This is a genomic window from Rhodothermales bacterium (assembly GCA_013002345.1).
In the GTDB taxonomy this organism is placed as follows: domain Bacteria; phylum Bacteroidota; class Rhodothermia; order Rhodothermales; family JABDKH01; genus JABDKH01.
Window position 1 is genome coordinate 1 of record JABDKH010000075.1, and the last position, 14,256, is coordinate 14,256.

The 14,256-nt window shown below is 56.4% G+C and carries 11 protein-coding genes and 1 tRNA gene; all 12 read right to left on the reverse strand.

The window, feature by feature from the left end:
- Window positions 1–519: 519 nt before the first annotated feature.
- Entirely contained in the window at window positions 520–1,395 is an 876-nt protein-coding gene (locus HKN37_03865; GenBank protein NNE45777.1) for a DUF4397 domain-containing protein, read from the reverse strand.
- A 258-nt stretch (window positions 1,396–1,653) separates the two neighbouring features.
- Window positions 1,654–2,019 carry a BcpO-related WXXGXW repeat protein gene (locus HKN37_03870; GenBank protein NNE45778.1) on the reverse strand — a complete coding sequence of 122 codons (366 nt, stop codon included), beginning with the start codon at window positions 2,017–2,019 and terminating at the stop codon, window positions 1,654–1,656.
- Between the two features lie 184 nt (window positions 2,020–2,203).
- A complete protein-coding gene (rpoC, locus tag HKN37_03875) occupies window positions 2,204–6,520 on the reverse strand; it encodes a DNA-directed RNA polymerase subunit beta' (GenBank protein NNE45779.1) in 4,317 nt (1,438 codons plus the stop codon).
- A gap of 61 nt (window positions 6,521–6,581) precedes the next feature.
- Entirely contained in the window at window positions 6,582–10,412 is a 3,831-nt protein-coding gene (rpoB, locus tag HKN37_03880) for a DNA-directed RNA polymerase subunit beta (protein NNE45780.1), read from the reverse strand.
- A gap of 200 nt (window positions 10,413–10,612) precedes the next feature.
- Complete coding sequence (rplL, locus tag HKN37_03885; GenBank protein NNE45781.1) at window positions 10,613–10,993, reverse strand: 50S ribosomal protein L7/L12; 381 nt, start codon at window positions 10,991–10,993, stop codon at window positions 10,613–10,615.
- A gap of 94 nt (window positions 10,994–11,087) precedes the next feature.
- The gene (locus tag HKN37_03890) at window positions 11,088–11,618 is read right to left on the reverse strand and encodes a 50S ribosomal protein L10 (protein ID NNE45782.1); all 531 of its coding nucleotides are present in this window, start codon (window positions 11,616–11,618) and stop codon (window positions 11,088–11,090) included.
- 34 nt (window positions 11,619–11,652) lie between these two features.
- The gene (locus HKN37_03895) at window positions 11,653–12,363 is read right to left on the reverse strand and encodes a 50S ribosomal protein L1 (protein NNE45783.1); all 711 of its coding nucleotides are present in this window, start codon (window positions 12,361–12,363) and stop codon (window positions 11,653–11,655) included.
- A gap of 95 nt (window positions 12,364–12,458) precedes the next feature.
- Window positions 12,459–12,899, reverse strand: coding sequence for a 50S ribosomal protein L11 (rplK, locus tag HKN37_03900; protein NNE45784.1), 441 nt, complete (start codon window positions 12,897–12,899; stop codon window positions 12,459–12,461).
- 145 nt (window positions 12,900–13,044) lie between these two features.
- Window positions 13,045–13,602: a transcription termination/antitermination factor NusG gene (nusG, locus tag HKN37_03905; GenBank protein NNE45785.1), complete on the reverse strand. Its 558-nt coding sequence runs from the start codon at window positions 13,600–13,602 to the stop codon at window positions 13,045–13,047.
- A gap of 27 nt (window positions 13,603–13,629) precedes the next feature.
- On the reverse strand, window positions 13,630–13,809 hold the full coding sequence (gene secE / locus HKN37_03910) for a preprotein translocase subunit SecE (protein NNE45786.1): 180 nt from the start codon (window positions 13,807–13,809) through the stop codon (window positions 13,630–13,632).
- A 90-nt stretch (window positions 13,810–13,899) separates the two neighbouring features.
- Window positions 13,900–13,972 (reverse strand) — tRNA-Trp (locus tag HKN37_03915).
- An 84-nt stretch (window positions 13,973–14,056) separates the two neighbouring features.
- On the reverse strand, window positions 14,057–14,256 hold a 200-nt coding region (tuf, locus tag HKN37_03920; protein NNE45787.1), incomplete at its 5' end, for an elongation factor Tu.

Consider the following 14,256-nt stretch of genomic DNA (forward strand, 5'->3'; position numbering starts at 1 on the left):
GGGCTGTCTCGCCGACTACGTCAAGTGCTAGCGTTCCGGAAAACACAATCTCTCGCTACCACTCGGCATAACGATGACCGGGTGAATAATCTCTGTTGGGGTTATAGCCGCCACCGTTACAAACAAAGTAACATCAAGGGAAGCCGAGCGACCGGACAGGTGATCCTGAGGGGCTCTCGGGGCTTATTCATCATTCCGAGGCTCTTCCAGTTCCCTTGAGAATCACGGCCATCCGAAACTGTCAAAGCGCCTTGTAATAGGGACCAGAAGGCATATGTTCCTCTCCGGAGATCCTGTGAAGATGCTCGTGGACTGTCCGGGAAACGACCCGCCTTCAGATTACAGAAAGATGGCCACCATGGCCTCGACTACCCTTATTCGGCCTCGACGCCGGGTATCTGCTCGCCCCCCCTTTCCGACGGTCGTTCTCAGGTCCCACGTATACCAAAGATGAGGGGCAGCTGCCGATGACAGCCACCCCTCGCTACTACTACACCACTTCAAACAATCGAATACAATCTACTGCTTCTTCAAACTCACGCTACCCGCTCCCGAATGCATCGTAAGCGCCGGCCCGCCGCCGTTCACGCTGCCTTTGAATGACTTCCCCGAGAGAAACCGACCACTCACCTTCAGGCCGAAATCACAGTCGGCAGAACCGATTCCGGTTTCGGCATGCACATCAATGCCGACACTGTCCGACAGATAAACCGTCACATTGCCAGCGCCGGTCTCGAGTTTCGAGCGACTTGAAGGCTGACTCATGATCTTGGCTTCAATGTTACCGGCACCGGTATTTGCCACAACTTCGCCTGCCACTTCGCCGACCCGGATGTTACCCGCACCCGTCGCTATCTCAACCGGTCCCATGGCTCCATCGATATCAACGTTACCCGTGCCCGACGTAATACTGACGCGACCGCTTACCCGACCGATCTGTACGTTGCCCGCTCCCGTTGTGCCGTTCACCATGCCATCGACATCCTCGGCATATACATTCCCGGCTCCGGTGGTGAACTCAACGTTGTACTGCGCCGGAACACGCACTACGACCTTCAGCTTGACACGATCACGATCCCTCCACTTTGTCCACTCGAACCCGTCCTGGTCGAATCGGGATCTCACGACTACATCGTTCCCCTTCTTGAGGATCTCGAGCTGGTGCTGCTCAAGGATTCGTTTTGCGTCCTCCTTCGATTCTGCGCCGACTATGCGGTCCACTTCGACGAGAACAGTCGACTCCGATGAAGAGCGGATCACGATGCTACCACGATCGAGGTCCAGAGAAAGCGTGCCTCCCTCCTTTACGCTGAATGACTTCTTGATGGTGTCCTTGATGTCGACGCCGTCGCCAGCGTTCGCGACGGGCGCGAGGAGCAGCGCCAGGATCGCCATGAGTCCTAGGATTCGGTTGGGGTATCGCATTGTGTCTACAAGGTGTAGGGATGTACTGTATTGCGCAGTACGGAAGGTTGGCGCGGGAGTTGCGCATTCGCCACACCCTGCCACACGCAATTCATCCCGACTCCAGTCAATTGAAAAGGCGCCCTTCCTGTTGGAATGGACGCCTTTTTCGGAGTTGGCCGTGGCGAGTGCAGGAGTAGGACACGCTGGCAACCGACGTATAGTTGCACCTCCGCTCGCCTGCCTTCCCTAGAATCTCCAGAAGCCACCTACCTGGACCCATCCGCCTCCACGGCGAACCCAGTGAGGCCTGACGTATATCGCGCTGTGACGGGGGCGTGGTGACCACCGGCCCTTGACCCACACGTAGCGGGCATGCCGATAACGCCAGTGCCCATCGATCCATACGTGCCGCCTTGACGGGCGACGCGTCCGCACTTCAACTCTTAGAGCCGGTGGGCGATGCCTCACAACACGCACCTTGCGCCCGTCTGCGTCGACAGTCTGCTGCGCATACGTTGATGTCGAAGCGTCAGCGGTCGACGGTGAAGCCAAAGTTGCACCGGTCACAAGAGCTACGACGATTGCCGCTATCGAAAAGTTAGAAATTCTCATTGTGCTTCCCTCAGTCTTGATCCGTTGAGTTCGTTCCCTCTACTCAACGGGTAGTATCGGAAGCAGTTGATGCACCGGTGCGACGGATCTGTCACGTTTTCGGGACAAATCATCCCAAACGTGTCACAACAAAAAAAGGCCCCACCTGAGGCGGGGCCTTTCTTAACTACGCTGGATCAAACTGTCAGGACGTAGCCGGAACAGCCTTCTCTCCGGACTCGGACGCCGCTTTGCCTGCCGCTCCATTGCCACCAGCCGCCATGGCTGCCTGAAGCTCGGCAAGGTCCTTCTTGGAGCCAACCACGAGATCCTGGAATCTCCGCTGACCGGTTCCAGCCGGGATGAGGTGCCCCACGATGACGTTTTCCTTGAGGCCGAACAGGTCGTCGGTCTTCGCATGAATCGCCGCGTTCGTAAGCACCTTTGTCGTCTCCTGGAACGACGCGGCCGACACGAACGAATCAGTTGAAAGCGACGCTTGCGTGATGCCCAGTAGAACAGGCTCAGCAACTGCCGGCTGTGTATCTCTCACATCGGCCCCACTGAGATCTCGACGCTTCATCTCTGAGTTGATCTCCCGAAGTCGACGTCGATCAATCACAGAACCTATCTGCAGAGTCGTCTCGCCGGGGTCCGTGATGACAAACTTGTCGTGCAGCTCGTCATTCATGTCCTCAACGGTAAAGCGATCGATATGGTCGTCTTCCAGCAGGCTTGTATCACCTGGATCGACGATACGGACCTTCTGCATCATCTGCCGAACGATGACTTCGATGTGCTTGTCGTTGATGGTCACACCCTGCAGCCGGTACACTTCCTGCACCTCGTTGACGAGATACTCTTGCACGGCTTTCGGGCCGAGAATCCTCAAAATATCCTGAGGTGAAATCTGGCCATCTGACAGCTGCTCGCCTGCGCGAACGAAGTCATTCTCGTGAACGAGACGGTGCTTCGTCAGGGGAACGAGATACGTGCGGGTTTCCGACCCATCACGACTTGTGACGATCACTTCCTGCGCCCCTCGCTTCCTGCCGCCGAAGCTCACGACTCCGTCAATCTCACTGACGACAGCGGGATCGGTAGGCGTGCGCGCCTCGAACAACTCGGTGACACGCGGTAGACCGCCTGTGATATCGCGAGTCTTCGCCGTCTGTCTCGGAATCTTGATGAGGATTTGTCCAGCTTGAACCTTGTCTCCTTCGTCTATCTGAATACGTGCTCGGACAGGAAGCGGATATTCACGCTCCACTTTCTTGCTCTTCGCAGTCGACTTGACAAGTATCGCCGGAGTGAGATTGCGCTCACGGCTGTCGACAATCACCTTCTCCTTGTGACCCGTCTGTTCGTCGACCTCCTCTCGATATGTCGTGCCGTCGATGATGTCCTGGAAGGTCACCTTGCCCTGGACTTCCGACAGAATCACGGAGTTGTATGGGTCCCAGCTGGCCAGAACCTGTCCCTTTTCTACGGTGGAACCCTTCTTCACCATCACCTCCGCACCATATGGGATCAGGTACGTAATCAGGTGACGGTTGTCGTCTTTCGGGTCTACAATGACGATCTCGCCCTGACGCGAAAGGACAACGTCCCGGGCTCCTTCCCCATCGTCCAGCTCGACTGTCCGGAGATTCTCGTACAGAATCTTGCCCCCAAACTTCGTCTGGATAGTGCTCTCAGCCGAGATACGGCTTGCCGTACCGCCGATGTGGAAGGTTCGCAGCGTAAGCTGCGTACCGGGCTCACCGATCGACTGCGCAGCTACAACACCAACCGCTTCACCGGTCTCCACTAGTCGTACCGAGGCTAGGTTACGCCCGTAGCAGAGGGCGCATACCCCGCGCTTCGACTCACACGTGAGGACCGATCTGATCTCAACTTCCTCGATCGATGTCTCGGAGATATTGCGGGCCTTCTCTTCGTCGATCAGTTCATTCGCTTCGACGATGGTATCGCCGGTGAGGGGATCCTCAACATCATGAACCGATACCCGACCCAGGATTCGATCGGCCAACGGCTCCACAACTTCCTCGTTGTCCTTCAGCGCCGAAATACGGATACCGCGAAGCGTACCGCAGTCCGCCTGCATGACCGTCACGTCCTGAGCAACATCCACGAGACGCCTCGTCAGGTAGCCGGCGTCGGCCGTCTTGAGTGCCGTGTCAGCGAGACCCTTACGAGCGCCGTGCGTTGATATGAAGTACTCGAGGACAGACAGCCCTTCCTTGAAGTTCGAAATAATCGGATTCTCGATGATCTCACCGGCGGATCCCACAAGGCTCTTCTGAGGCTTGGCCATCAGACCACGCATTCCGCCGAGCTGTCGAATCTGCTCCTTCGATCCTCGAGCACCGGAGTCCGCCATCATGTAGATGGCGTTGAAGCCTTCCTTGTCTGTCTTGAGTGTATCAAAGAGTACGTCGGAGACGCGATTGTTTGTCCGGGTCCAGATATCAATAACCTGGTTGTAGCGCTCGTTCTCCGTAATGAATCCCAGCTCATAGTTGCCACGAGCCTTCTCAACTTCGCCACTCGCGGAGTTGATCAACTTCTCCTTCGCATCCGGTATGATGATATCGGAAAGGGAGAACGTCAGGCCGGCTGTAGTGGCCATCTCAAACCCGAGCCTCTTGATGTCGTCAAGAAACTTGGTGGTCTCGGTGAAGCCGGTAACCTTGAGGACACGCGAAATAATCAAGCGAAGGTTCTTCTTGGTGAGGACTTCGTTGACATACCCTGCCTCATCTGGAACCACTTCATTGAACAAAGCGCGTCCGACAGTTGTGTCTATCACCTCACCTTCGTAGTCGCGTACCTGGATGCGGGCGTGGAGATGTACGATGTTCTGATCGTAGGCCTGCCGGACTTCCGTCATCGAGCAGAACCGCATCCCTTCGCCCTTTACGCCACCACGCGCCTTCGTGATATAGTAAAGACCGAGTACCATGTCCTGCGTCGGAACGGCGATCGGGCCTCCGTGTGCCGGGCTCAGAATGTTGTGACTCGAGAGCATGAGAACCATGGCTTCGAGGCACGCATCGTGGCTCAGCGGGACGTGGACGGCCATCTGGTCGCCGTCGAAGTCGGCATTGAAGGCGGTACAGACAAGCGGGTGCAGCCGTATGGCCTTACCCTCAATGAGGACAGGCTGAAAGGCCTGGATGCCCAGCCTGTGAAGCGTGGGCGCACGATTGAGGAGCACGGGGCGCCCGGAGATCACCTTTTCGAGAATGTCCCAGACATCCGAGGTCCTGCGGTCGACGATCTTCTTCGCGCTCTTTACCGTCTTGACAATTCCGCGCTCAATCAGCTTGCGTATGATAAACGGTTTGAAAAGCTCCACCGCCATCTCTTTGGGGAGACCGCACTGGTGCAAACCAAGCTCGGGACCTACGACGATCACTGATCGGCCCGAGTAGTCGACTCGCTTGCCCAACAGGTTCTGGCGGAAGCGTCCCTGCTTGCCTTTGAGCATATCCGACAACGACTTCAGCGCGCGATTCGAATCGGAGCGCACCGCGTTGGCCTTGCGACTGTTGTCGAACAGAGAATCGACTGCCTCCTGCAGCATTCGCTTCTCGTTCCGGAGAATAACTTCCGGCGCCTTGATGTCGATCAATCGCTTCAGGCGATTATTCCGAATGATGACCCGGCGGTAAAGATCATTGAGGTCACTGGTCGCGAACCGACCACCCTCGAGCGGAACGAGCGGTCTCAGCTCGGGAGGGATAACCGGAATCACACGCATCACCATCCACTCCGGACGGTTTTCCATGGTGCGATTGGCTTCGCGGAATGCTTCGGTTACACGCAGGCGCTTCAACGCCTCACCCTTGCGCTGCTGGCTCGTCTCAGTTTTGACCTGAAAGCGAAGCTCCTGCGACTGGCGATCGAGGTCGATTCGCTTCAACATGTCCTCCACAGCTTCACCACCGATCTTGGCAATGAACTTGTCCGCATCCTCATCGTCGAGACGATTGTTATCCTCGCGGATTTGATACAGGACGTTGAAGTACTCTTCCTCTGTCAGGAGTTGCTTCTCCTCGATTCCAAGGTTCGCCGCGCAGCCAGGCTGGACAACCACGTAGTTCTCGTAGTAGACAATCTTTTCAAGATCCTTGGACTTGATTCCGAGGAGGTGACCGATCTTATTCGGCAGCGTCTTGAAATACCAGATATGGACGACGGGTACGCTGAGTGTAATATGTCCGGCACGCTCACGGCGCACGGCCTTCTGCGTCACCTCAACACCGCAACGGTCACAGATAATCCCCTTGTAGCGGATTCTCTTGTACTTCCCGCAGTGGCATTCCCAGTCCTTGACGGGTCCGAAAATCTTTTCGCAAAAAAGACCATCCTTCTCCGGCTTGAACGATCTGTAGTTGATCGTCTCAGGCTTCAGCACTTCGCCGAACGAGCGCTCCAGAATCGATTCCGGAGACGCAAGACTGACCGTGATACGGCCGAAGTTCTTTTTGATCTTGTGCGTTTTTCCGTACGGCATTCGTTAAGACCTCTGCGTGGTATGAAGTATGTGCCGTTTAAGCGGGTGGTCGGTCGGCAAATCAGTCAAGTCTGACTTCCAGTCCCAGGCCCTGAAGTTCTCGGACGAGTACGTTGAAACTCTCGGGAACGCCGGCCTCAGGCATATTATCGCCTTTGACGACGGACTCGTAGGCCTTGGATCGGCCTTGTACGTCGTCCGACTTGTACGTAAGCATCTCCTGCAGCACGTTCGCCGCACCATAGGCGTACAGCGCCCAGACTTCCATTTCCCCGAGTCGCTGTCCACCGAACTGAGCCTTGCCACCAAGTGGTTGCTGCGTAATGAGACTGTAGGGTCCGATCGAACGAGCGTGAATCTTGTCTTCGACAAGGTGGCTCAGCTTGAGCATGTAGATCATGCCCACGGTCGTCTTCTGGTCGAATGGCTCGCCCGAGAAGCCATCGTACAGCTGGGCCCGTCCGTCGACGGGCAGACCCGCTTCGTTCAGCAACGACGTAATGTCTTCCATTGACGCCCCGTCAAAGATCGGGGTAGCGAACTTCTTGCCGAGTTTGTGTCCTGCCCAGCCGAGGAGGGTCTCAAAGATCTGACCCAGGTTCATTCGCGATGGTACGCCGAGCGGATTCAGAACGATGTCAACCGGAGTCCCGTCATCCAGGAACGGCATATCCTCGACCGGCACGACCTTGGCAACAACACCCTTGTTACCGTGGCGTCCGGCCATCTTGTCACCAACCTGAATCTTGCGCTTCTTCGCGACATAGACTTTGGCAAGCTGAACGATGCCCGGAGGCAGCTCATCGCCCATCTGAACTTGATGGCGCTCTCGCTTCGCCTCGCCGACTATACGTCTGTGCTCCGCGGAAAAATTGCGGAAGAGCTTCCGAATCCGGCCATCTGTTTTTCGAGTGCCAGTCGATACAGATCGCGAATTAATCTGGACCGGTTCTACGTTCTTGAACGACGTCTTCGTGAAGGCAGCGCCTTCCTTGACCACGATTTCGCCGTCACGATTCTCTACCGGATACTTGGTCTTGCTACCTTTCGTAAGCTTGAAGAACTTCGTCCAGAATGACCCATTCAGCTCTGCCAGCTGTTCTTCGAGGGCGGCATCAATCTCGGCGAGGCGCTTCTGTTCGACCTTCTTGGAGGCTGGGTCGAGCTTTCGACGGCTGAACAGCTTCGTGTCGATTACGACGCCGTTCATTCCCGGAGGTGCCTTCAGCGACGCATCCTTCACGTCTCCGGCCTTGTCACCGAAGATGGCTCGAAGCAACTTCTCTTCCGGCGTCGGATCAGTTTCGCCCTTCGGTGTGATCTTGCCAACGATAATATCGCCTGCTTTGACTTCCGCGCCGATTCGAATGATACCTCGCTCATCCAGGTCCTTCGTGGCCTCTTCGGATACGTTCGGTATCTCTCGCGTGAGCTCTTCCTCACCGCGCTTGGTATCGCGAACCTGAAGCTCGAATTCTTCGATGTGGACAGACGTATACACATCCTCGGCGACGAGTCGGCTGGAAACGACTATCGCGTCCTCGAAATTGTAACCTCTCCAGGGCATGAAGGCCACCAGGACGTTTTTGCCGAGCGCGAGGTCTCCCTTATCAGTCGAAAAACCGTCCGTAAGCACGGTACCCGTCGTCACCTTCTGGCCGACCTCGACCATGGGCTTCTGGTTGATGCACGTATCCTGATTCGTCCGCCGGAATTTCGTCAGATTGTACGTGCTGGTAAGGTCGCCGAAAATGACATCTTCGTCGCCGCCTTCCGGGTCGTACCTGACGACGATCTTGTTTGCATCCACATCTTCAACCACACCCTTGCCTTCGGACAAGAGCACAGCGCGCGAATCGCGTGCGATGCGGCCCTCCAGCCCTGTACCGACAATGGGCGAATCGGCTCGAAGAAGCGGCACGGCTTGCCGCTGCATGTTTGATCCCATAAGAGCACGGTTCGCGTCATCATGCTCCAGGAACGGAATCAGGCTTGCCGCAGGCGAGACGATCTGATTCGGTGCGATATCGACAAATTGCACCTCTTTCGGAGGTACAATCGGAAAATCACCCTGGTACCGACACTTGACATACTTGTTGACAAACTTGCCACTGCGGCTGATGGGCGCGTTGGCCTGGGCGATGACTGCGCTATCCTCCTGTTCAGCAGTCAGGAACTGGATCTCGTCCGTAACCTTGCCTTTCTCCACGACGCGATACGGAGTCTCGATAAACCCGAAGGCGTTGATCTTGGCGTGCACACACAGTGATGAGATAAGGCCGATATTCGGACCTTCCGGCGTCTCAATAGGACACAGCCGGCCGTAGTGCGTGTAGTGTACGTCGCGAACCTCAAATCCTGCCCGCTCGCGGGTAAGACCACCCGGACCTAGCGCCGACATTCGCCGCTTGTGCGTCAATTCAGCCAGCGGATTCGTCTGATCCATGAACTGGCTGAGCTGATTCGTTCCGAAGAACGTATTGATCACACTCGAGACGGTTCGAGCGTTCACCAGGTCCTGCGGCGTGAAGTTCTCCGCGTCGCGAAGGTTCATCCGCTCCTTGATGGTCCGCGCCATCCTTGCCAGCCCCAGCGAAAACTGGGCGCCGAGCTGCTCGCCGACGGTCCGGACACGGCGGTTGCCAAGGTGGTCGATGTCGTCGACGGTGCTCTTGCCATTCTGCAGCAGAATGAGCTCGCCAATGATGGAAACGATATCCTGGATCGTCAGCGTAAGCGTGTCGTGGGGCTGGTTCAGCCTCAGGCGGCTGTTGATACGATAGCGACCGACTTCCCCAAGGTCATAACGCTTTTCAGAAAAGAAGAGCCGGTCCAGGACGCCGCGCGCGGTATCAAGGTCCGGGGCTTCCGTCCCGCGAAGTTTGAAATAGAGGTATTCGAGCGCTTCCTCCTCAGAGTGCGTCGGATCCTTCTTAAGCGTGTTGAGCAGCGAGCTGCGATCGACGTCCGCATCATCGTCAACCGCTCGCATGAGAAAGATGCTCTCGACTCCTGCTTCCTTGAGTGCCTCGTAATCCTCCTCAACCACCTCGTGGTTCATCGGCAGGATAAGTTCGCGCTCGCGCCGTTCCTCGAGGAGCTCGCCCGTGTCTTCGTCAACGACCTCTGTCACGTTCTCGATCGACACATTTGACGCCACGATGCGGCCGACCGCTTTCTTGAACGACCTCTTGGTCTTCGTACTTAATTCGTCAGCCAGGTCGAAAAGCGTAACGATGTCGGCGTCCGCCGAATATCCGAGTGCGCGAAGCAACGATGTGACCGGCAGCTTCTTTTTGCGGTCGATGTACGCCCACATCACGTTGCTTACGTCCGTGGAGAACTCAATCCACGATCCGCGAAATGGAATCACGCGGGCAGAAAACAGCTCTGTGCCGTTGGGGTGCACCTTCTGGCCAAAGAAGACACCGGGGCTTCTGTGCAGCTGCGAAACCACAACTCGTTCGGCGCCATTGATCACGAACGTGCCGCGCGGGGTCATGAACGGCAGGTTGCCGAGGTAGACCTCCTGCTGCATCGCCTCTTCCGCCTCGTCTTCGTCCTCGTCCTCCTTGCGCGAAAGCCGAAGCGTCGCCTTCAGCGGCACTGAGTACGAGAGGCCCTGTGCGATGCACTCATCGACGGAGTGCTTGGGCGCATCCAGCCCGTAGTTCAGGAATTCGAGCGTGTAGCGCTCTCTGCTGTCCTGGATCGGGAAATGCTCCTTGAAGACATCCTGCAGGCCGATATCTTCGCGCTCCTCGGGAGCAATATCGTCCTGGACGAACTCCCTGAAGGATTCGAGCTGAACGTCCAGAAAGTCGGGATAGTCCCGAACTTCCTGAATACTCGCGAAACTCTCCCTTCCAATCGTGCCGTTCTGACTGGGCATAAACGCTCTACGGTGTTAGTGTCCTGGGAATCGTAACGGTCGAACGCGCGACGGACCGGGCAGACTGGGCGGCGTAGCAGATTATTAACGCATCCCGTACGACCTGGTTTCCACGCGAAACGGACGGTTGAATGCGGAGAAAGCCGACGCCCTTTATCGAGCGTCGGCACATGAACTCCACAACCGTACCGCAGAAACTCTTACTTGAGTTCAACCTCAGCGCCGGCTTCTTCTAGCTTCGCTTTAATCGCTTCGGCTTCTTCTTTTCCAGCAGCTTCCTTGATCGTGTTTGGTGCTCCATCAACCATCTCCTTGGCCTCTTTCAGGCCCAGGCCGGTTATACCGCGCACTTCCTTGATCACGGCAATCTTGTTGCCGCCGATCGCCTTGAGAACGACGTCGAACTCGGTTTGCTCTTCTGCTGCGGCAGCGCCGTCGCCCCCGCCCATCGGTCCAGCTACCGCGACGGCCGTTGCCGCCGGCTTGATCCCGTATTCGTCCTCCAGAAGCTGTGCCAGCTCGCTAGCCTCCTTGATCGTCAGACCAACGAGCTCTTCAGCGATTTTCTTGATATCTGCCATTCTGTTGTATCTCCCGCAGCTGTCTTCGCCCGAAGGCTGGGCTGCACATTAAGGGGTTAGTGTTCTAGCTGTTCGTATTCGAAGTCCGGACGAGCTAAGCATCGCTCTTCTCGGAAATTGTCTTGAGAGCCCCGGTGAGTGCCGATCCCGGTGCATCTATGGCTCCAATGATGGTCGTGATGGGCGAAAGCAACAGGCCGGCGATATCGCCCACCAGTTCCTCTTTCGACTTCAGCGCGGCAAGTATCTCAAGCGCATCTGCGTGATAGATGGCTCCGTCGATGTATGCGACCTTCAAGCTCGGCAGCTCGCCACGTGTATCGGCGTTGTATTTCTTGATGACTCGGGCGGGCGCGGCCGGGTCCTCGCTGAATGCGACAGCCGTCGGGCCTACCAGGTGATCGTAGAGTTCGTCGAATCCACCCTTCCTTTCCAGCGCGAGTTTCAACAGGGTGTTCTTGAACACCTTGTATTCAACACCCATCTGTCGAAATCGGCTACGTAACTCACCGGCCTGGCTAACATCGAGGCCTTTGTAGTTCGTTATGTACACGATAGGCGACTTCTCGAGCAAGCTCGAGATCTCCTCTACCGACTGAAATTTCTGTTCTTTCGTTAGTGCCATTCCTGTCTCTCCGGTAAACTCTGGACGCGTTGGACTAGCGCAACCTGTTAAGTAGCTCGTTCTTGTCGACTGCAATGCCAGGACCCATCGTGGTCGACATGGTCACGGAGCGCATGTAGACGCCTTTGGCAGCAGCCGGTCGGAGCCGCAATACCTCTTTCAGGAACGAGGTGGCGTTGTCAACGATCTGCTCAGGTGTAAACGACGCTTTGCCGATGGAGCAGTGGAGGTTTCCAAACTTGTCGACCCGAAAGTCGATTTTCCCGGCCTTGACCTCGTGCACGGCATGGGCAACATCCATGGTTACGGTGCCGCTCTTGGGATTGGGCATCAAGCCCCGCGGACCCAGGAAACGACCCAGCTTGCCAACTTTGGCCATGACGTCGGGCGTAGCAACGAGTACGTCGAACTCCAGCCAGCCGTCTTTTTGAATTTTCTCGAGGTAGTCATCCAGACCAACGTGGTCGGCCCCTGCTTCGCGGGCCTCCGCCTGCTTGCCCTCACTCGCGAGCACGAGGACGCGAACCGTCTTACCGGTTCCATGCGGGAGAGCCACCGTGCCCCGAACCTGCTGATCTGCGTGCCGCGGATCAACCCCGAGCCGCACATCAATGTCCACAGACTCGTCAAATTTCGCTGTAGCGGTCTGCTTGACCAAATCGGCCGCAAGCTGGAGGTTGATCACCCCGTTTACCTCCTTCACAGCGTCGTGCGCCTTCCTGAAACGCTTACCTTTCTTTGGCATGTATTTCTTCGTTTTGCGGTACAATCGCCCCTGCCATTCCGGGCTCCCGCGGTTCACGAGATGGTTGACCAGTGGAATCGTCGGTCAGAACCGACTCAGACTCCTTCCGGTACACCTTCAACCGTAATGCCCATCGAGCGGGCAGTTCCGGCAATCATTTTGGCCGCTCTGGGCAGCTCGATCGCATTCAGATCTTCCATTTTGCGCTCGGCGATCTCCAGGCACTGATTCCACGTCACGGACCCAACCTTCTCTCGAAGGGGATCTGCCGCCCCTGACTCAATCTTGGCCGCCATCTTCAGCAGCACTGCGGCCGGAGGGCTCTTGACAATGAAGGTGAAGGACTTGTCTGAAAAGACCGTAATTACGACCGGCAGAACAAGACCCATTCGATCCTGAGTCGACGCATTGAACTGCTTGCAGAACTCCATGATGTTGACCCCTTGCTGTCCAAGCGCGGGACCGATGGGAGGTGCCGGATTCGCCTGTCCGGCCTTGATCTGCAGCTTTATGTATCCGTCAATTTTCTTCGCCATAGATGCTCGCGGTGCAAACGCCGAACGGACCCGGCTCCCGCTCTAATAATATTCTGGGCTGAAAAAGGCTCTAGCCCATATCTAAGTTCAGAGCACGTACAGATGTTCCGCCAACAGAATACCTATACACAATCTTCAGACAACCCTACTCTTCGTGCTCCACCTGCAGGTAATCGAGCTCCAACGGGGTCTTGCGGCCAAAAATCGAGACCATCACCTTGACCTTCATCTTGTCCGGATAGACCTCCTCGACGAATCCCGTGAAATTGTTGAACGGGCCGTCAACGACCTTTACTGCGTCACCCTCACTGAACGGAATTTCGGGCTGCTCGCCAAGCTCGCGCGCCTCATCAATCTTGCCGAGGATTCGATTTACCTCGTCGGGGCGAAGCGGAGTCGGCTGGTCGCCCGTGGTCAGAAAGCCGACAACCGACGGGACATTGGAGATGACGTGCTGTAACTCCTTGTCCAAAAACGCATTTACAAGGACATAGCCAGGAAAAAACGTTTTTTCGCGCGTCCGTTTCTTGCCCTGACGCATTTCGAAAACGGTCTCCGTGGGGATCATGATATCGCCGAGCTTGTCCGTAAGCCCAATGCGCTCGACCTCGCTCTCTAGATACTGCTTGACCTTTTTCTCGTGCCCGGAGAAGGTCCGCAGTACGTACCACTTCCGAAGGTCTTGAACTTTGGTCTTTGTCATGACGGCTTGGCCCGACAGGGTAGTCGACTACTGATAAATGATCTCAAGAATCTGATTTATGACCCAGTCGGCCGCATAAATGAATAGCGAGATCGCCAGGGTAGCTCCGATCGTTACGAGCGTGTTGCTGATCAACTCCTTGCGTGAGGGCCAGCTGACCTTCCGCATCTCCTTTGCAACTTCCTCCATGTAGGCCTTGACGTTCATACTGCTCCAGGTGGTTTTTGTGATGCCCGCGGCATCAGGGAATAACTTAGCGTTTACGCATCGGCCTGTAACCGGATCCTTTCCATTCTGCACGGGCGGCAGGACTCGAACCTGCAGCCTGCGGTTTTGGAGACCGCTGCTCTGCCAATTGAGCTACGCCCGTTTATCCCCGGCATTACGACCAATCTGTCCACAGGATGCCTGATAGCGCCGGATCCGTCGATAACGCGGACACATTATTGAGGGATCAGTCGACGATTTTGGAGACGACGCCGGCCCCGACGGTCCGACCGCCTTCCCGAATCGCAAAGCGCAATCCTTGCTCCATGGCCACCGGAACGATCAACTGCACCTTGAACTGCGTGTTGTCGCCGGGCATCACCATCTCCACACCCTCGGGAAGCTCAATGTCCCCCGTCACATCCGTCGTACGGAAATAAAACTGGG